This window comes from Citrobacter telavivensis, from assembly GCA_009363175.1.
Taxonomy (GTDB): domain Bacteria; phylum Pseudomonadota; class Gammaproteobacteria; order Enterobacterales; family Enterobacteriaceae; genus Citrobacter_A; species Citrobacter_A telavivensis.
In genome coordinates this window covers 2,251,310-2,270,160 of the sequence record CP045205.1, presented here as the reverse complement: position 1 = coordinate 2,270,160, position 18,851 = coordinate 2,251,310, and the positions used below count along the sequence as shown (strand labels likewise).

At 55.0% G+C, this 18,851-nt stretch carries 15 protein-coding genes; 7 read left to right on the top strand and 8 right to left on the bottom strand.

What is annotated here, in order from left to right; all coding sequences use genetic code 11:
- Positions 1-303: 303 nt before the first annotated feature.
- From nrdA to yfaE, 3 genes are all read left to right on the top strand, one after another.
- A complete protein-coding gene (gene nrdA / locus GBC03_13155) occupies positions 304-2,589 on the top strand; it encodes a ribonucleoside-diphosphate reductase subunit alpha (protein ID QFS71087.1) in 2,286 nt (761 codons plus the stop codon).
- 439 nt (positions 2,590-3,028) lie between these two features.
- Positions 3,029-4,159: a ribonucleotide-diphosphate reductase subunit beta gene (gene nrdB, locus GBC03_13150; protein QFS71086.1), complete on the top strand. Its 1,131-nt coding sequence runs from the start codon at positions 3,029-3,031 to the stop codon at positions 4,157-4,159.
- Positions 4,159-4,413, top strand: coding sequence for a ferredoxin-like diferric-tyrosyl radical cofactor maintenance protein YfaE (gene yfaE / locus GBC03_13145; protein QFS71085.1), 255 nt, complete (start codon positions 4,159-4,161; stop codon positions 4,411-4,413). Before nrdB ends, yfaE begins: the two co-directional genes overlap by 1 nt.
- Before the next feature lie 6 nt (positions 4,414-4,419).
- Here yfaE and inaA read toward each other — a convergent pair whose 3' ends face one another.
- The 3 genes from inaA to glpT all read right to left on the bottom strand — a co-directional run bounded on the left by inaA (position 4,420) and on the right by glpT (position 7,712).
- Complete coding sequence (gene inaA / locus GBC03_13140; GenBank protein ID QFS73991.1) at positions 4,420-5,058, bottom strand: lipopolysaccharide kinase InaA; 639 nt, start codon at positions 5,056-5,058, stop codon at positions 4,420-4,422.
- Positions 5,059-5,272: 214 nt separating this feature from the next.
- Entirely contained in the window at positions 5,273-6,349 is a 1,077-nt protein-coding gene (gene glpQ, locus GBC03_13135) for a glycerophosphodiester phosphodiesterase (protein QFS71084.1), read from the bottom strand.
- Positions 6,350-6,353: 4 nt separating this feature from the next.
- On the bottom strand, positions 6,354-7,712 hold the full coding sequence (gene glpT, locus GBC03_13130) for a glycerol-3-phosphate transporter (GenBank protein ID QFS71083.1): 1,359 nt from the start codon (positions 7,710-7,712) through the stop codon (positions 6,354-6,356).
- A 272-nt stretch (positions 7,713-7,984) separates the two neighbouring features.
- On the opposite strand from glpT, the gene glpA reads away from it, so the two are divergent.
- From glpA to GBC03_13110, 4 genes are all read left to right on the top strand, one after another.
- Positions 7,985-9,613, top strand: a complete 1,629-nt coding sequence (gene glpA / locus GBC03_13125; GenBank protein ID QFS71082.1) for an anaerobic glycerol-3-phosphate dehydrogenase subunit A — start codon at positions 7,985-7,987, stop codon at positions 9,611-9,613.
- Positions 9,603-10,862, top strand: coding sequence for a glycerol-3-phosphate dehydrogenase subunit GlpB (glpB, locus tag GBC03_13120; GenBank protein ID QFS71081.1), 1,260 nt, complete (start codon positions 9,603-9,605; stop codon positions 10,860-10,862). The genes glpA and glpB overlap by 11 nt, the downstream gene beginning before the upstream one ends.
- Positions 10,859-12,049: an anaerobic glycerol-3-phosphate dehydrogenase subunit C gene (glpC, locus tag GBC03_13115; protein ID QFS71080.1), complete on the top strand. Its 1,191-nt coding sequence runs from the start codon at positions 10,859-10,861 to the stop codon at positions 12,047-12,049. Before glpB ends, glpC begins: the two co-directional genes overlap by 4 nt.
- Positions 12,050-12,231: 182 nt before the next feature.
- The gene (locus GBC03_13110) at positions 12,232-13,170 is read left to right on the top strand and encodes an Rpn family recombination-promoting nuclease/putative transposase (GenBank protein ID QFS71079.1); all 939 of its coding nucleotides are present in this window, start codon (positions 12,232-12,234) and stop codon (positions 13,168-13,170) included.
- 45 nt (positions 13,171-13,215) lie between these two features.
- Here GBC03_13110 and GBC03_13105 read toward each other — a convergent pair whose 3' ends face one another.
- The 5 genes from GBC03_13105 to GBC03_13085 form a co-directional block, all read right to left on the bottom strand.
- Positions 13,216-14,019 carry a 2-keto-3-deoxy-L-rhamnonate aldolase gene (locus tag GBC03_13105; protein QFS71078.1) on the bottom strand — a complete coding sequence of 268 codons (804 nt, stop codon included), beginning with the start codon at positions 14,017-14,019 and terminating at the stop codon, positions 13,216-13,218.
- A gap of 25 nt (positions 14,020-14,044) precedes the next feature.
- Positions 14,045-15,334, bottom strand: coding sequence for an MFS transporter (locus tag GBC03_13100; GenBank protein QFS71077.1), 1,290 nt, complete (start codon positions 15,332-15,334; stop codon positions 14,045-14,047).
- Positions 15,335-15,390: 56 nt separating this feature from the next.
- The gene (gene rhmD / locus GBC03_13095; protein ID QFS71076.1) at positions 15,391-16,596 is read right to left on the bottom strand and encodes an L-rhamnonate dehydratase; all 1,206 of its coding nucleotides are present in this window, start codon (positions 16,594-16,596) and stop codon (positions 15,391-15,393) included.
- Positions 16,597-16,610: 14 nt separating this feature from the next.
- Complete coding sequence (locus GBC03_13090; protein ID QFS71075.1) at positions 16,611-17,393, bottom strand: helix-turn-helix domain-containing protein; 783 nt, start codon at positions 17,391-17,393, stop codon at positions 16,611-16,613.
- A gap of 211 nt (positions 17,394-17,604) precedes the next feature.
- Positions 17,605-18,801 carry a nicotinamide mononucleotide deamidase-related protein YfaY gene (locus GBC03_13085; GenBank protein ID QFS71074.1) on the bottom strand — a complete coding sequence of 399 codons (1,197 nt, stop codon included), beginning with the start codon at positions 18,799-18,801 and terminating at the stop codon, positions 17,605-17,607.
- Positions 18,802-18,851 lie beyond the last annotated feature (50 nt).

The following is an 18,851-nucleotide window of genomic DNA, read 5'->3' as shown; positions in this document are numbered from 1 at the left end:
GATTCTACACCTTCGTTGAAGAAATCAGCACTCGATCAAATTATCTATTTTTTTTATAAATTATTGACATCCCCGCCAGGCCTTATAAGACGCGCACTTAGCCTTTCTTACCCTTTTGCAACCTCAATTTAACCTCAAAATCAACTCTTGTGCTGAAAAGAATCCCTACTAGAATACTCACCATATAGCGTTTACTTTAACACTCAACCCCTATATATAGTATTTATCCACAGAGTTAGTCACAAGGTGGCATTGTGGATAATGCAGGGGATATTTTTTCTTTCACGGACAGGTAAAAACCACATGAATCAGAGTCTGCTGGTGACAAAGCGTGATGGTAGTACAGAGCGCATCAATCTCGACAAAATCCATCGGGTTCTGGATTGGGCGGCGGAAGGGCTGAATAACGTATCGATTTCTCAGGTCGAACTGCGCTCCCACATCCAGTTTTATGACGGTATCAAGACCTCCGATATTCATGAAACCATCATTAAAGCGGCGGCGGACCTGATCTCTCGCGAAGCGCCGGATTACCAGTACCTGGCTGCGCGCCTGGCGATTTTCCATCTGCGTAAAAAAGCCTACGGCGAGTTCGAACCGCCGAAACTGTTTGACCATGTGGTGAAAATGGTTGAAATGGGCAAATACGACAATCATCTGCTGGAAGACTACACGGAAGAAGAGTTCAAGCAGATGGACTCGTTTATCGTACACGACCGTGATATGACCTTCTCCTACGCCGCCGTTAAGCAGCTGGAAGGGAAATATCTGGTCCAGAACCGTGTCACCGGTGAGATCTACGAAAGCGCCCAGTTCCTCTATATTCTGGTGGCGGCTTGCCTGTTCTCTAACTACCCGCGTGATACCCGTCTGGAATACGTAAAGCGTTTTTATGACGCGGTCTCAACGTTCAAAATTTCGCTGCCGACGCCGATTATGTCCGGCGTTCGTACCCCGACGCGCCAGTTCAGTTCCTGCGTACTGATCGAGTGTGGCGACAGCCTGGACTCAATCAACGCCACCTCCAGCGCGATTGTAAAATACGTCTCCCAGCGTGCCGGTATCGGTATCAACGCGGGTCGTATTCGTGCGCTGGGCAGTCCGATTCGCGGTGGCGAAGCGTTCCACACCGGCTGTATCCCGTTCTATAAACACTTCCAGACCGCAGTGAAGTCCTGCTCTCAGGGCGGCGTACGCGGCGGGGCGGCCACGCTGTTCTACCCGATGTGGCATCTGGAAGTTGAAAGCCTGTTGGTACTGAAAAACAACCGTGGTGTGGAAGGCAACCGCGTTCGTCACATGGACTACGGCGTACAAATCAACAAGCTGATGTACACCCGTCTGCTGAAAGGCGGCGACATTACGCTCTTCAGCCCATCCGATGTTCCGGGGCTGTATGACGCGTTCTTCGCCGATCAGGATGAATTCGAACGCCTGTACGTAAAATATGAAAACGATGACAGCATCCGCAAACAGCGTGTCAAAGCGGTCGAACTGTTCTCTCTGATGATGCAGGAACGTGCGTCTACGGGTCGTATCTACATTCAGAACGTTGACCACTGCAACACCCACAGCCCGTTCGATCCGCGGGTTGCGCCGGTACGCCAGTCTAACCTGTGCCTGGAAATCGCCCTGCCCACCAAACCGCTGATGGATGTGAACGACGAAAACGGTGAAATCGCCCTGTGTACACTCTCCGCGTTCAACCTGGGGGCGATCAACAGCCTCGAGGAACTGGAAGAGCTGGCGGTACTGGCCGTTCGCGCCCTTGATGCGCTGTTAGATTATCAGGACTACCCGATCCCGGCCGCCAAACGCGGAGCGATGGGTCGTCGTACGCTGGGTATCGGCGTGATTAACTTTGCTTACTGGCTGGCGAAAAACGGTAAGCGCTACTCCGACGGCAGCGCCAACAACCTGACGCACAAGACGTTTGAAGCCATTCAGTACTATCTGCTGAAGGCCTCTAACGAACTGGCTATCGAACAAGGCGCCTGCCCGTGGTTTAACGAAACCACCTACGCGCAGGGCATTCTGCCGATCGATACCTACAAGAAAGATCTGGATGCTATCGCCGACGAACCACTGCATCATGACTGGGAAGCGCTTCGTGAGTCCATCAAGACCTTTGGTCTGCGTAACTCAACGCTCTCTGCCCTGATGCCGTCCGAAACCTCTTCGCAGATCTCGAACGCCACTAACGGTATCGAGCCACCGCGCGGTTACGTCAGCATTAAAGCGTCGAAAGACGGTATTCTGCGTCAGGTAGTGCCGGACTACGAGCACCTGGGCAACGCCTATGAACTGCTGTGGGAAATGCCGGGCAACGACGGCTATCTGCAACTGGTCGGCATCATGCAGAAGTTTATCGATCAGTCGATTTCGGCCAACACCAACTACGATCCGTCACGCTTCCCGTCAGGAAAAGTGCCGATGCAGCAGTTGCTGAAAGACCTGCTCACCGCCTATAAGTTCGGGGTCAAAACGCTGTATTATCAGAACACCCGCGACGGCGCGGAAGATGCCCAGGACGATCTGGTGCCCTCCATTCAGGATGATGGCTGCGAAAGCGGCGCATGTAAGATCTGATATTGTGATGCCGGATGGCGGCGTAAACGCCTTATCCGGCCTACAAATGCATCGTGTTGTAGCCCAGATAAGCGTAGCGCCATCCGGCATTAAAGCGTTGTAGGCCGGATAAGCGTAACGCCATCCGGCATTAAAGCGTTGTAGGCCGGAAGCATAGCGCCATCCGACCTTAACGTGTTGCAGGCCGGATAAGCGTAGCGCCATCCGGCATTAACGTGTTGTAAGCCGTATAAGCGTAGCGCCATCCGGCATTAACGTGTTGTCGGCCGGATAAGCGTAGCGCCATCCGGCATTAACGTGTTGTAGGCCGGATAAACATAGCGCCATCCGGCATTAAAGCGTTGTAGGCCGGATAAGCGTAGCGCCATCCGGCATTAAAGTGTTGTAGGCCGGATAAGCGTAACGCCATCCGGCATTAAACTCCAAACAGGACATATTCATGGCATACACCACTTTTTCACAGACGAAAAATGACCAGCTTCTGGAACCGATGTTTTTTGGTCAGCCGGTTAACGTGGCCCGCTACGATCAGCAAAAATATGACATCTTCGAAAAACTGATCGAAAAGCAACTCTCATTCTTCTGGCGTCCTGAAGAGGTTGACGTTTCCCGCGACCGCATCGACTACCAGGCGCTGCCGGAGCACGAAAAACATATTTTTATCAGCAACCTGAAGTACCAGACGCTGCTGGACTCCATTCAGGGACGTAGTCCGAACGTGGCGCTGCTGCCGCTGATCTCCATTCCGGAACTGGAAACCTGGGTCGAAACCTGGGCCTTCTCTGAGACCATTCATTCGCGCTCTTACACCCATATCATCCGTAATATCGTTAACGATCCGGCAATCGTGTTTGATGACATCGTCACCAACGAGCAGATCCAGAAACGTGCGGAAGGGATTTCCAGCTATTACGATGAGCTGATTGAGATGACCAGCTACTGGCATCTGCTGGGCGAAGGGACGCACACCGTGAACGGTAAAACCGTCACCGTGAACCTGCGCGCGCTGAAGAAAAAACTGTATCTGTGCCTGATGAGCGTCAACGCGCTGGAAGCGATTCGCTTCTACGTCAGCTTCGCCTGCTCTTTCGCTTTTGCCGAGCGCGAACTGATGGAAGGCAACGCCAAAATCATTCGCCTGATTGCCCGTGACGAAGCGCTGCACCTGACCGGCACTCAGCATATGCTGAACCTGCTGCGCAGCGGCGTTGACGATCCGGAAATGGCGGAAATCGCGGAAGAGTGTAAGCAGGAGTGCTATGATCTGTTTGTGCAGGCCGCGCTGCAGGAAAAAGAGTGGGCAGACTACCTGTTCCGCGACGGTTCGATGATCGGCCTGAACAAAGACATTCTTTGCCAGTACGTCGAATACATCACCAACATTCGTATGCAGGCGGTCGGACTGGATCTGCCGTTCCAGACCCGTTCAAACCCGATTCCGTGGATCAACACCTGGCTGGTGTCCGATAACGTTCAGGTGGCCCCGCAGGAAGTGGAGGTAAGCTCTTATCTGGTCGGGCAGATCGACTCCGAAGTCGATACCGACGATCTGAGTAATTTCCAGCTCTGATGGGACGCGTCACGCTACGCATCACTGGCACACAGTTGCTGTGCCAGGATGAACACCCTTCCCTGCTCGCCGCGCTTGAGTCGCACAACGTTGACGTGGAATACCAGTGTCGCGAAGGCTATTGCGGCTCGTGCCGCACCCGGCTGATTGCCGGCCAGGTCGACTGGATCGCCGAGCCTTTAGCGTTCATTCAGCCGGGTGAAATTTTGCCCTGCTGTTGCCGGGCAAAAGGCGACATTGAAATTGAGATGTAGCGTGCGCTACAGCGCGTAGTAATACGCCTTCACCTGTTCCCAGTCCACTTTCGGGATGGGACTCAGGTACTTCTCAAGCTGGGAGAAGTCATGCTGTGCCGCTTTATGGCGACGTAAACGGCGGCGGCTTTTTTCCAGATCTAAAAACCCGGCTTCTACCGTCCCTTCCGTTTTCACATAGATATGACGTACGTAGCAGCAGCCGTGCTGACGATTGACGCTGTGCATTTTTTTAAAGGCCAGCGCGACCGCTTTTAGCATTGCATCGCGCACCTCATCAGGATACGGCGTCACCGCATGCTGTTTATACCACTCTTCGATGCTCACAAAGCCTTTCATATCTTCGGTGATCAGCAGCGCACGCCACTCACCGTCAATTTTTGTCGCTTTGCCATAAACAATTTTCGGCACGATAACGCCCGCGCGGGCCAGTTCGTTGATCACCTCGATTTCACGCACAATCGTCGGACGTCCGAAGGGATAGCGTACCGAGTGAAACAGGTGTTGAGTCATCCGCTTCACGTACAGTTTCTTCCCGTCGCGCTCGATGCATTGCACACCGCTCATCCCTTTGCGTCGATAATTCGGTTCTTCGACCCAATCGCCTTCCGTTGCCCACCAGTGATTAAACTCTTCCTGCACCATTTCGGCCTCATCCGTTACCATAACGTCATAAACTATTCAGACAATTAATATAAATCGTCCGCTTAAGGATTTCTTAAGATATTTATGTTCTGGTCTGGATTTCTTGATCTGGTGTGCGTTTTTTATGGCTTATCGTGAAAATGAGATAAAAAAACTGCACCTTACTCAGCGGTTTCCCGCTTTTGGGGTGCAGTGGAGAGGGATAACGCGGTTTTTACTCTTTACGTAAGAACATCACCGCTTTGTCGGGGAAGTCGGTGAACAGCCCGTCCACACCCGCCTGGTTGTACAGAATGTCGTACAGCTGATTCACATCCGTCGTGTAGTCCGGCAACTGATCGGCGCGCACCGTATAAGGATGAACCGTCATCTTATTCTGATGGGCGTCCTGCACCATGCCAGTCAGCGCGATATTGCCTTTCGTCGACTTCTCATCAATCAGCATGTGGTAGTCCGGACCAATGCCGTCCGCATACTCCGCCACCTGCTTCATCGCCCCGGGTTTGAACATCCAGTCATAGTTGTAATTGACCCAACTGCCGTCCGGCTGCTTCTCCTGGGTTTCATTCCAGTCGGTATAGGCGATCAGCTGTACCAGGTTCAGATCCATCCCCATTTTGGGTTCCAGCTCATTTTTGATGCGCTTGAGTTCTGCTACATCAAAACTTTGCAGATAGACCTTGTCCTGCTTGTCGCTGTAGCCGTACTGTTTCAGCACTTCCAGCGTCTTGGTCGCAATGTCCTTCCCTTCCTGATGATGGAACCACGGCGCTTTGATCTCCGGATAGATACCGATGTTCTTGCCGGTGGAATGGTTCAGCCCCTGAATAAACTCGATCTCTTCGGCAAAGGTATGCACGCGGAAGTCCGACTTGCCCATCGGGAAACGGCCTGGATAGGTCTGTACCTTCTTGCCGTTTTCCAGATCAAACCCTTCGGTAAACTTCAGGGATTTGATTTCATCCAGCGTAAAGTCGATGGCGTAGTAACGACCGTCTTTGCGCGCACGATTCGGAAAACGCTCGGCGACATCCGTCACGCGATCCAGATAGTGGTCATGCAGAACGACCAGTTGGTCATCTTTGGTCATCACCAGATCCTGCTCCAGATAATCCGCTCCCTGTGCATAGGCCATCGCTTTCGCGGGCAGCGTATGCTCCGGCAGATATCCGCTCGCACCACGGTGGGCAATCACCACTTTATCCGTAGTCGTGGCCGCCAGTGCATGACTTCCCATTACCACGCCCGCCATCATCAGCGTCAGACTCAGGTTTTTCAGTGCTGTCTTCATTCACTTAGCCCCCGTTGCGTTTCAGTTGCATCTCAGCATGGTGGCGTTTCTCGCCGAACATCACCACAATGAGCAGGATAACCGCCAGAATGCTGCCGCCGATCATCACCATGAAGCCGCCGTCCCAGCCGAAGAAGTCAACGGTGTAGCCGACAATGGCGCTGGCCGCCACGGAACCACCGAGGTAACCAAACAGGCCGGTAAAGCCAGCTGCCGTCCCTGCGGCTTTTTTCGGTGCCAGCTCCAGCGCATGCAGACCAATCAACATCACCGGGCCGTAAATCAGGAAGCCGATCACAATCATACAAATCATATCGACGGTCGGGTTACCTGCCGGGTTCATCCAGTAAATGATGGTGGCGATAGTCACCAGCGTCATAAAGAACACGCCGGTCGCACCACGGTTGCCACGGAACACTTTGTCCGACATCCAGCCACACAGCAGCGTCCCGGGGATCCCTGCGTATTCATAGAAGAAGTAGGCCCAGGAGGATTTATCCAGCGCAAAATGCTTCACTTCTTTCAGATAAGTCGGAGACCAGTCGAGAATGCCATAGCGCAACAGATAGACGAACACGTTCGCGATAGCGATGTACCACAGCAATTTGTTCGGCAGGATGTACTGCATGAAGATCTGCTTCGCCGTCAGTTCTTCTTCCGCTTTTTCGTTGTAATCATCCGGGTAGTCGTTTTTGTACTCTTCGATGGGCGGCAGACCGCAGGATTGCGGAGTATCACGCATTAGCGCGAAAGCGAAAATTGCCACCAGAATGGCGCCGAACGCTGGCATATACAGCGCCGCTTTCCAGTCGTTAAACCAGGCCATCCCGAGCAGAAACAGCAGCGGAGGGATCCCGCCACCGACGTTATGCGCACAGTTCCAGACGGAGACGATTCCGCCACGTTCTTTCTGCGACCACCAGTGCACCATGGTGCGTCCGCACGGCGGCCACCCCATCCCCTGGAACCACCCGCAGAGGAACAGCAGCACAAACATCACGGCAATGCTCGATGTCGCCCACGGCACAAAGCCCATGAACAGCATCACTGCTGCGGCAAGAATCAGGCCGGCAGGGAGGAAAACGCGCGGATTCGAGCGATCCGAAACCGAGCCCATGATGAATTTCGAAAATCCGTAAGCAATGGAGATCCCCGAGAGGGCAAAACCTAAATCTCCCCGCGAAAAGCCTTGCTCTACCAGATAGGGCATCGCCAGAGCAAAGTTCTTGCGCACCAGATAATACGCGGCATAGCCAAAGAATATTCCCAGGAATATCTGCCAGCGAAGCCGACGGTAAGTCGGATCGATTTCCGCCGCTGGCAAGCGAGCTTTATGCGCCGCTGGTTTAAAAATACTCAACATAATGTAGCCTCCGTGGCCCGTCTTTTATAAGTAGTAAACACCGCAGGTAGTTCGAGCGCCCCCCGCAGATTCCCGTATGGCGGCGATGTTAGGTAAAGATACCTGTCGTGAATGTGAATTGCAGCACATATTGTTACAGATTTATGACAAATGTTCAGAAAGGCGCACGAAATCACGTTTCATTTTCGAATCATGAGCGAATATGCGCGAAATCAAACAAACCATGTTTTTTATGTGGCTAAATGATAAAAAACGAACTGTGAGGGAAAGCAATGAAAACTCGCGACTCGCAAACAAGTGACGTGATTATCATTGGAGGCGGTGCCACAGGCGCAGGAATTGCCCGTGACTGCGCGCTACGCGGTCTACGTGTCATCTTAGTCGAACGTCATGATATTGCGACCGGTGCAACCGGCCGTAACCATGGACTGCTGCACAGCGGTGCGCGCTATGCCGTGACTGACGCGGAATCTGCCCGTGAATGCATCAGTGAAAACCAAATTCTGAAACGTATCGCCCGCCACTGCGTTGAGCCAACGGACGGTCTGTTTATTACCCTGCCGGAGGATGAACTTTCCTTCCAGGCCACCTTTATCCGCGCCTGCGAAGAAGCGGGGATTCGTGCAGAAGCAGTCGATCCGCAACAGGCGCGGATTATTGAGCCGTCGGTAAATCCGCAACTGATCGGCGCGGTCAAAGTGCCGGACGGCACCGTTGACCCGTTCCGCCTGACCGCGGCCAATATGCTCGATGCGAAAGAGCACGGCGCCATCATCCTGACCGCTCACGAAGTGACTGGACTTATCCGCGAAGGCGCGACCGTCAGCGGTGTCCATGTGCGCAACCATCTCAACGGCGAAACACAAACCCTGCATGCGCCGGTGGTGGTTAATGCCGCCGGGATCTGGGGACAACGGATCGCGGAATATGCTGATTTGAGTATCCGCATGTTCCCGGCAAAAGGATCGCTGCTGATTATGGACCACCGCATCAACCAGCACGTCATCAACCGCTGCCGTAAGCCGTCTGACGCCGATATTCTGGTGCCCGGCGACACGATTTCGCTGATTGGCACGACCTCAACCCACATTGATTACAACGATATCGACAGCAACAGGGTGACCGCCGATGAGGTCGATATTCTGCTGCGCGAAGGTGAAAAGCTGGCGCCGATTATGGCGAAAACCCGTATTCTGCGCGCCTACTCAGGGGTGCGCCCGCTGGTAGCCAGTGATGACGATCCGAGTGGTCGTAACGTCAGTCGCGGCATTGTGCTGTTCGATCACGCGAAACGCGACGGCCTCGACGGGTTTATCACCATTACCGGCGGCAAACTGATGACCTACCGCCTGATGGCGGAATGGGCTACCGACGCGGTCTGCCGTAAGCTTGGCAACACGCGCCCTTGCATCACCGCAGACACACCGCTACCGGGTTCACAGGAACCGACGGAAAGCACGCTGAAGCGTGTGATCTCCTTGCCCGCCCCACTGCGAGGGTCAGCGGTGTATCGCCACGGCGACCGTACGCCGGCGTGGCTGAGCCATGGCCGCCAGCACCGCAGCCTGGTCTGTGAGTGCGAAGCCGTCACCGCGGGTGAAGTACAGTACGCCGTCGAAAATTTAAACGTTAACAGCCTGCTGGATCTCCGTCGTCGCACCCGCGTAGGGATGGGCACCTGTCAGGGCGAACTCTGCGCCTGTCGTGCTGCCGGGTTGCTGCAACGCTTTAACATCACCACCGCTGCACAATCCATCACCCAGCTATCGGATTTTCTCAATGAACGCTGGAAAGGCGTGCAGCCGATCGCCTGGGGCGATGCGCTGCGCGAAAGCGAATTTACCCGCTGGGTGTACCAGGGATTATGTGGTCTGGAAAAGGAGCCGCGCGATGAGATTTGATACGGTCATTATGGGCGGCGGTCTCGCCGGACTCCTGTGCGGTCTACAGTTGCAAAAGAGCGGCTTACGCTGCGCGGTGGTCACCCGTGGACAGAGCGCGCTGCACTTCTCCTCCGGCTCGCTGGATCTGCTCAGCGCGCTGCCGGATGGGCAGCCGGTGCATGATATCACTGCGGGCCTGAACGCCCTGCGCGAACAGGCTCCCACACACCCTTACACGACACTCGGCACCCAACAGGTGCTGATGCTCGCAGAGCAAGCGCAGGCGCTGCTAAACGCATCCGGTGCGCATCTGCAGGGCGAGGTTCAGTCGTCGCATCAGCGGGTCACCCCGTTAGGTACTCTGCGTTCGACCTGGCTCAGTTCACCGGAAGTCCCTGTCTGGCCGCTGGAGGCTAAACGTATCTGCGTAGTGGGCATTAGCGGCCTGCTTGATTTCCAGGCACACCTGGCTGCCGCCTCTCTTGGTCAACGCGACCTGGAGGTAGAAACCGCCGAGATTGATCTGCCGGAACTGGACGTTTTGCGCGACAACGCCACCGAGTTTCGGGCGGTGAACATCGCCCGTTTTCTGGATAACGAAGACAAATGGCCCCTGCTGTATGACGCGTTATTGCCGATAGCAAAAACGTGCGAAATGATCATCATGCCCGCCTGCTTTGGCCTGGCGGATGACGGTCTCTGGCGCTGGCTCAACGAGCGCCTGCCCTGCTCGCTCAGGTTACTTCCCACTTTGCCGCCGTCGGTGCTGGGGATCCGACTGCATAACCAGTTACAGCGTCAGTTCGTCCGCCAGGGCGGACTCTGGATGCCCGGCGATGAAGTGAAGAAAGTCACCTGTAAAAATGGCGTGGTGAGCGAAATCTGGACGCGCAATCACGCGGACATCCCTCTGCGCCCGCGCTTTGCCGTGCTCGCCAGCGGAAGTTTCTTTAGCAGCGGCCTGCTCGCCGAACGTGAAGGTATACGTGAGCCCATTCTGGGGCTGGATGTTCAGCAAGCGGCGACCCGCGCCGAATGGTATCAACGCGATTTCTTTGATGCGCAACCCTGGCAGCAGTTTGGCGTCACCACCGATGAGACGCTGCGCCCGTCGCTGGCGGGACAAACGGTAGACAATCTGTATGCCATTGGATCTGTTCTCGGCGGATTCGACCCGATTGCCCAGGGATGCGGAGGCGGCGTCTGTGCGGTCACTGCTTTACATGCCGCCCATCACATTGCAGCACGTGCAGGAGGTGAGCAATGAGCGATACCCGTTTTGAAAGTTGCATCAAATGCACGGTGTGCACCACCGCCTGTCCGGTCAGCCGCGTTAACCCGAGCTATCCGGGCCCAAAACAGGCCGGCCCCGACGGCGAACGCCTGCGCCTGAAAGATGGCGCACTGTATGACGATGCGCTGAAATATTGCATTAACTGCAAACGCTGCGAAGTAGCCTGTCCATCTGACGTGAAAATCGGCGATATTATTCAGCGCGCGCGCGCCAAATATGACACGTCGCGTCCGTCGCTGCGTAACTTTATCTTAAGCCATACTGACCTGATGGGCAGCGTCTCCACGCCGTTCGCGCCAGTTGTCAATACGGCAACCTCGCTGAAACCGGTGCGCCAGTTACTCGATTACGCGCTGAAAATCGATCATCGCCGTACATTGCCTAAATACTCTTTTGGCACCTTCCGCCGCTGGTATCGCAGCGTGGCGACCCAGCAGGCGCAGTACAACGATCAGGTTGCCTTCTTCCACGGTTGCTTTGTGAATTACAACCACCCACAGCTCGGCAAAGATTTGATCAACGTGCTGAACGCGATGGGCACAGGCGTCCAGTTATTGAGCAAAGAGAAGTGCTGCGGCGTACCGCTGATTGCCAACGGGTTTACCGATAAAGCGCGTAAACAGGCGGTGACCAACGTCGAGTCTCTACGTGAAGCAATTAGTGTGAAGGGAATTCCGGTGATTGCCACGTCTTCGACCTGTACCTTTGCACTGCGTGACGAGTATCCGGAAGTCCTGGACGTCGACAACAGCGGTCTACGGGAACATATCGAACTGGCGACCCGCTGGCTGTGGCGCAAACTGGATGAAGGAAAAACGCTGCCGCTGAAAACACTGCCGTTGAAAGTGGTTTACCACACCCCGTGCCATATGGAAAAAATGGGCTGGACGCTGTACACCCTTGAACTGCTGCGTCGCATTCCGGGGCTGGAACTCACGGTGCTGGATTCCCAGTGCTGTGGGATTGCCGGCACCTACGGCTTTAAGAAGGAGAACTACCCCACCTCGCAAGCCATTGGCTCTCCACTGTTTAAACAGATTGAAGAAAGCGGCGCAGATATTGTGGTTACCGACTGCGAGACCTGCAAATGGCAAATCGAGATGTCCACCAGCAAACGCTGTGAACATCCGATTACCCTGCTGGCGAAAGCATTAGGCTAAATGACTCGCCCGGCGGTACTGTGCCCCGGGCGTTTTTGCGTTTAGCATTCCACAAAATTGAATACGTTACCGTCGTACGTATTTATCTCCCGCCCCTCTTCGCAAAGACTGAATTTCGCGCATGCAGCCCTTAATATAACCTCGTATCGTCACGTCACTGGATTCTTTGGTGACGGACAACCATGGCGAAATCAACGACGTCAACACAGCACGATGCCGTGTTTAAAAAGATGATGACCCATCCTGAAATTGCGCAGGATTTTCTTAAGATTCATCTTCCTGAGTCGTTATGCAAACTCTGCGATTTAACCACGCTCAAGCTGGAATCCACCACCTTCATTGAAGACAACCTGAGAACCTACTATTCCGATGTTTTGTGGTCGCTGAAAACACGCGAGGGTGAGGGTTACATTTACTGCGTTATCGAACATCAGAGTACCGCCGTGCCGCACATGGCATTTCGTTTGATGCGTTATGCCACTGCCGCTATGCAACACCATCTTGATAGCGGAAATAAAACCCTGCCGCTGGTGATCCCGATGCTGTTTTATCATGGCGAACCAAGCCCATACCCTTTTTCACTGAACTGGCTGGACGAATTTGACGACCCACAGCTGGCGCGGCGGCTCTACACGGAAGCCTTTCCGCTGGTCGATATCACGGTCATCTCTGACGACGAAATCATGCAGCATAAGCGCATAGCCCTGCTGGAACTGATGCAAAAACACATCCGCGATCGTGATTTGATGGGGCTGGTTGACCGACTGGTTTCGCTTTTAATAACCGGTACCGCTAATGACAGCCAGTTGCATACGCTGTTTAATTACCTGGTGCAGTACGGCGATGCGTCCCGCTTCAGTGACTTTATCCATGAGGTCGCCAGACGCGTTCCCCATCACAAGGAGAAATTGATGACGATTGCAGAAAGGCTTCGGCAGGAAGGCCACCACACGGGGCTGCAGAAAGGACTACAAAAGGGTCTACAGGAAGGATTACAAAAAGGCACCAGGGAGGAGGCATTACGTATCGCGCGGATGATGCTGAAAAGCGGGATCGAACGCGACAAGGTACTGGTGATAACCGGACTGTCACTCGATGATATCATGGCAAACAGTCCGTAAAGCCTGACAGATAGCCCGGTGACACAGTGCCGCCGGGCTATGGATTTAGTAACTGCTTTTCAGTTTCGGCATCGTCTGACCGGGCTTAAACATTGCCAGCCGCTGGTCCAGCGCCTCGGTATACAGCATGGTATCAACGCCGACGGCGACAAAATTCGCGCCCCACGCCAGACATTTCTGCGCCATGAGCGGATCGACGGCGAGAAAGCCCGCCGCTTTTCCAGCCGCACGAATGCGCTGAATACTCTCTTTGATAATCCGCTGCACCTCCGGGTGTCCGCTGTTGTCCGGATACCCCAAAGACGCCGAAAGATCGGCAGGACCAATAAACACACCGTCAATACCGTCCACGTCCAGGATCGCATCCAGATTCTCCAGCGCGGCTTTACTTTCGACCTGTACCAGCAAACAGAGTGACGCATTGGCCTGCGCCATATAGTTGTCAATACGCCCCCAGCGCGCCGCTCGCGCCACGCTAGCCCCGACGCCGCGCTCGCCAACGGGCGGGTAACGGGTGGCCGCAACCACCTGCCGTGCCTGCTCTGCGCTATCAACCATCGGAATCAACAGCGTCTGTGCCCCGATATCCAGAACCTGTTTGATCAGCGCCTTAGCGCCTTCGACCGGGCGGATCACCGGTTGGCTGGCGTAGGGAGCAATCGCCTGCAACTGATGATAGAGATCCTGCACCGTGTTCGGCGCGTGTTCGCCGTCGATCAACAGCCAGTCATAACCCGACGTTGCGGCAATTTCCGCCATGTAGGAGGTTGTCGAACTCAGCCACAGTCCGATTTGTACTTCCCCTCTGCGGAGTGCGTCCTTAAAAGGGTTTGCTAACAATCCGTTCATAATGATCCTTACAACGTGGATAAAATTATTGATGCGCAGCACCCGGTTGCGACGCGGGACGGTTCACGCTCAGCGTGAAGATAATCAATGAGCCGATAATCGCGACACCCGCCAGCGTCAGCAGTCCTGCGGCATCGCTGGCAAACATCGTTTCCGCCTTAACGCGCAGAATTGGCGCGATAAACCCGCCTACCGCGCCAAACAGGTTCACGAAACCGATCCCCGCCGCCAGCGCTGTGCCGGAAAGCAGTTGCGTCGGCATTGTCCAGAACACCGGCTGTACGGCGATGAAACCCACCGCTGCCACGCAAAGCGCCAGAATCGCCACCACCGGTGATGCCAGGCCGGATACACCAATACCAATCCCCGCAGCCAGCAGCGTCAGCGCGGCGACATTACGGCGTTCGCCAGTGCGATCGGAGTAGCGAGGGATAAGCCAGGTCCCGAACAGTGCGGCAACCCACGGAATGGCGGTGACCACCGACGCCGTGAAGCCCACTTTGGTTCCCAGCAGCGCGGCAACCTGGGTTGGCAGGAAGAAAATCAGTCCGTACACCGCCACCTGAATCGTCAGATAGATAATCGCCAGTTGCCAGACGCGTCCGTTACGCAAGGCATCCGAGAGTTTTGACGTGGTCTTCTTCTCTTCTTCGCTCGCCAGTTGGCTAATGAGCGCCGCTTTTTCTTCAACGCTGAGGAAACGCGCCTGTTGTGGGGTGTCATCCAGCCAGAAGAAGGTGAAAATCCCTGCGCCTACCGCCAGCAAACCTTCGATAACGAACATCCAGAACCAGCCGGGATAGCCCATAAAGCCGTGCATCTCCAACAGTGCGCCGGACAGCGGCGATCCCAGCGTCAACGCCAGCGGCGCCCCCATGTAAAACAGCCCCATAATGCTGGCGCGGTTACGCTGTGGGAACCATTGTGAGGTGAGATAGATCATGCCGGGGAAGAAACCGGCTTCTGCCGCCCCCAGCAGAGTACGGATAATGAGGAATTTCGCCTCGGTATCCGCCCACGCCATCGCGGCGGAGAGGAATCCCCACAGCAGCGTAGTGGTGCCAATCCAGGTTCTGGCCCCCAGTTTGCGCATCAGCAGGTTAGCGGGCACGCCGAGAAAGGCGTAGACCACGAAGAAGATCCCCGCGCCGAGCGCGTAGGCCTCATTGCTCAGCCCGGTATCAATCTGATAGGTCTCTTTGGCAAAGCCAATGTTCGAACGGTCCAGAAACGCCAGTACATACAGTGCCAGCATGAACGGGATCAAACGTGCGCGGTTTTTCTTCACTACGCCGTCAAGAAGAGTGGTACTCATAGCAAGATCCTCAAAGAAATGAGGGCGTTGCCGTCTCTGCGGCAACGCACAGGTCATTAGTGGCTATAAGGGCGTTTCAGGTTACAGTCGCGGTTAAGCTCGACGCCAAATCCCGGTTTATCCAGCACGGACTTATGAATGCGGCCATTCACCGGTACCGGCTCATCAAGCAGAATCGGGTCAAACTGCGGACGCATCGTTGAGCAGTCCGGACTGGTCATCAAGAACTCACTGAACGGCGTGTTGGTGAAAGTAATCACCGCATGGTGCGAATAGACCGACGAGCCGTGCGGTACGACCAGTTGTCCACGCGATTTCGCAATCGCAGCAATCTCGACCAGCGTGGTCAGGCCGCCGCACCAGCCGACATCCGGCTGCATGATATCGATTCCAGTTTCCGCCAGCGTGCGGAAGGACTGCAGCGTGCCGTGGTGCTCGCCGCTGGTGACCATCATTCCAGCTGGCGCATTGCGTTTCAGTTCGCGATAGCCTTCGTACTGCTGCGGCGGCAAACACTCTTCAATCCACTTCAGGTTAGATGGCGCGCAGGCGTGGGCCAGTTTCGTGGCGTAATTCACGTCCTGACTCATCCAGCAGTCCAGCATCAGCCAGAAATCCGGGCCGCACTTCTCACGCATTTCCGCTACCATGGCGGCATCTTTGCGGATCCCCGCGTCGCCATCGTGCGGTCCCCAATGAGTCGGCATTTTGCCGCCAATGAAGCCCATCTCTTTTGCCAGGTCAGGACGCGCGCCGGTGGCATAGAACTGAATTTCATCGCGCACCGCGCCGCCCAGCAGTTTGTAAACCGGCAGGCCCACCACCTTGCCAAACAGATCCCACAGCGCCAAATCAACGCAAGAGATGGTGTTCATCACCAGACCGCCGGATCCCGAGTAATACATGGTCGCACCGAGCATCTGATCGTGAATGAGTTTGATATCGCTGACGCATTTCCCTTCGATAAAACGGTTGAGATGTTTTTCAACGATAAAGCAGCCCATCTCTCCTGCCGTGGAGACCGCAAAGCCCGTCTGTCCGTTTTCGGCTTCAACTTCAACAATCAGCGTACCCAGCACGTTAATCCCAAACGACTGACGCGACTGTTCGTACTCACGATATTTACTCATCGGCGTGGCGATGTGATCGTCAATCCAGTGGTTAGCGCCCTGGTCATGATAATCGCCGCCGCCGGCTCCTTTTTCTGCCGTTGCTCCACCGGTAAACCAGGCGCGGACATGTTTAATTTTGGGTAGGGTCATGATGTTCTCCATTATTATGATGCGAGTGAATCGAAGGGACTTTTCCATCCCAATAGACGTGAAATATCCTTCGCGCAGGCAATGGCTTTGCCAGCAAGATAATCACGATTCTCTTCGTTGATTTCTAAACGGGTGCCGACCACCGAAATGGCGGCGGCGGGTTCGTTATTGGCATTAAAAATGGGGGCGGCGACGCAGCGCACATCCGGATAATCTTCTCCGTTATCAAAGCTCCAGCCGCGCTGGCGGATGCGTTCCAGTTCGTCTCTGAGTTGCTGAGGTTGAGTGATCGTGGTGGGGGTCGCCTGCTCCCACACCAGTTGCTCAATGATAGCGTTGCGCACGGCAGCAGGCTGCCACGCCAGCAGACATTTACCAATGCCAGAGCGATACAGCGACAGGCTTTTCCCTTCATGGGAGCGCACGCTGATGGTCGAAGACGATTCCACCTTCAGAATGTAATACGCGCTCTCATGATCGATGATCCCCAGATGGCAGAGCAGCCCTGTTTCATCCATCAGTTTCGTCAGGCGCGGACGCGCCAGTTCGCGCAGATCCATTTTGCTGAGCGCATGGCCGGAAAGCTCCACCAGCTTAGTCCACAGACAAAAGTTCTCCTGATGATCGACGCTGATAAACCGCTGACGCTTCAGTTCACTCAACAGCAGGTAAGCCGTGCTTTTGGGAATACCCAGCGTTTCAATGATGGTGGCGGCACTGCAGGGGCCAATCCGCGCAATCAGATTGAGAATATCAATGGCGCGGGTGAGCGCCGGGACTTTGCTTGATTCCAACATACTGGACTCCAGTCTGAGATACTGGAATCAGTGTGATCGGTCATGGCGGGTAAATTTGTGAAGCGCGTCATGTCGCGTCTTTCTTCCAGCAGAATGGAGAAATAACGTGCAAAAATGCGAGATGAATCACGGATTTTTTCGCGAGGAGTACAGCGGGTTGGACAGAAAGAGAATCAGCCCGAAAAGCACAGCGCCATCGGGCGATTAAAAACTACAGCGTCAGCGATTCAACCACGTCAATCCAGCCATGCTCGCTGGCAATATCCTGTTCGTTGAACCAGCGACGCAGCATGTTAAGCGCCATCATCGCGCAGACCTCCTGACGGACCAGCAGGCTGTGACGGGTCACGCTGAAATGCACGCGCAGAGCAAACGTCCCATCTGGCGTCGCCAGCGCAAAGTTCAGGTGATCGTTTTCCAGCCCGGATATCGCCAGCGCCAGTCCGGCGTAATGTTTACCGCGTCGTTCCGACGTCCAGTGCGCGGTCTGCGCCAGCGTCTCTTCCTGCGAAGGTACCACTTCGCTGGCCAGCAGCGGCGCACCCGCGCGAGAAAGCTGCAATGCCACCAGCCCGCCGGTGAACTGCTCACTCAACGTCAGGCTGAGCTGCCTTTTCTGCAACTCGCGCGCAATCTGCAAAGGAAGTCCTTCGGTGCCTTCAAAAATCAGATTTTGCCCGGCAACGCGCTTGACCTCCTGCCACAGGCTGCGCATCGCCTCACGCTGGGCGTACGGTCCGGTCAGTTTAAGCTCGATAATTGGCATCGATGAGCGATAACCCAGGGTCACCCCTTCCGGTAATGAAAGCGAGTCGAGGCTTTGCGCCAGATCGCTTTCCGAACGGCCAAAAGTGGTCAGACGCAGACACAGCGGCGGCTCAGTGAGAGAGAAACGCTCGCGCAAACGTGGCAGGATCTCATGTTCCACCATCACTTTAAATTCTGACGGTACGCCCGGCGTAAAGAACATCAGACAACGATTGAGCTGCACGGCAAAGCCGCAGGCGGTGCCGACAGGATTATTGATGAATTCGGCGCTGGCGGGCAGTTCCGCCTGTTTACGGTTGCTGGGCGCCATCACTCTGCCGCGCTCCCGGAAGAATCGCTCCATCTCGGCAAGCCAGGCCTCGTGCAGAACCAGCCCTTCCCCTTTCGCCGTCGCCGCAGCAAGCGCGCTGAGATCGTCGCTGGTCGGCCCCAGGCCGCCGTTGACGATCAAAACATCAGCATGCTGACTCCGCTCGCGCAAAATGGCGACCAGATCGTTGAGGTTGTCGCCCACCGTATTACGGCGCGTTAAGGGCAATCCCTGATTAAAGAAAAAATCGGCCAGCCAGGCAGCATTCGTGTCGACGATTTGCCCGTGCAACACTTCATCCCCGGTGGATAACATCTCCACGTTTAACATCGTGTTCTCCTGCTTTTATGATGAAAATACTATAACGCAAAGGGGGAAGT

Excerpts from the sequence above, each read along its gene's own strand:
- nrdA (QFS71087.1), top strand. The coding sequence starts at position 304 with ATGAATCAGAGTCTGCTGGTGACAAAGCGTGATGGTAGTACAGAGCGC.
- GBC03_13105 (QFS71078.1), bottom strand. The coding sequence starts at position 14,019 with ATGAACGGATTGTTAGCAAACCCTTTTAAGGACGCACTCCGCAGAGGG.
- glpA (QFS71082.1), top strand. The coding sequence starts at position 7,985 with ATGAAAACTCGCGACTCGCAAACAAGTGACGTGATTATCATTGGAGGC.
- rhmD (QFS71076.1), bottom strand. The coding sequence starts at position 16,596 with ATGACCCTACCCAAAATTAAACATGTCCGCGCCTGGTTTACCGGTGGA.
- glpC (QFS71080.1), top strand. The coding sequence starts at position 10,859 with ATGAGCGATACCCGTTTTGAAAGTTGCATCAAATGCACGGTGTGCACC.
- GBC03_13110 (QFS71079.1), top strand. The coding sequence starts at position 12,232 with ATGGCGAAATCAACGACGTCAACACAGCACGATGCCGTGTTTAAAAAG.
- GBC03_13090 (QFS71075.1), bottom strand. The coding sequence starts at position 17,393 with ATGTTGGAATCAAGCAAAGTCCCGGCGCTCACCCGCGCCATTGATATT.
- glpT (QFS71083.1), bottom strand. The coding sequence starts at position 7,712 with ATGTTGAGTATTTTTAAACCAGCGGCGCATAAAGCTCGCTTGCCAGCG.
- nrdB (QFS71086.1), top strand. The coding sequence starts at position 3,029 with ATGGCATACACCACTTTTTCACAGACGAAAAATGACCAGCTTCTGGAA.
- glpQ (QFS71084.1), bottom strand. The coding sequence starts at position 6,349 with ATGAAGACAGCACTGAAAAACCTGAGTCTGACGCTGATGATGGCGGGC.
- GBC03_13100 (QFS71077.1), bottom strand. The coding sequence starts at position 15,334 with ATGAGTACCACTCTTCTTGACGGCGTAGTGAAGAAAAACCGCGCACGT.
- glpB (QFS71081.1), top strand. The coding sequence starts at position 9,603 with ATGAGATTTGATACGGTCATTATGGGCGGCGGTCTCGCCGGACTCCTG.
- yfaE (QFS71085.1), top strand. The coding sequence starts at position 4,159 with ATGGGACGCGTCACGCTACGCATCACTGGCACACAGTTGCTGTGCCAG.
- inaA (QFS73991.1), bottom strand. The coding sequence starts at position 5,058 with ATGGTGCAGGAAGAGTTTAATCACTGGTGGGCAACGGAAGGCGATTGG.
- GBC03_13085 (QFS71074.1), bottom strand. The coding sequence starts at position 18,801 with ATGTTAAACGTGGAGATGTTATCCACCGGGGATGAAGTGTTGCACGGG.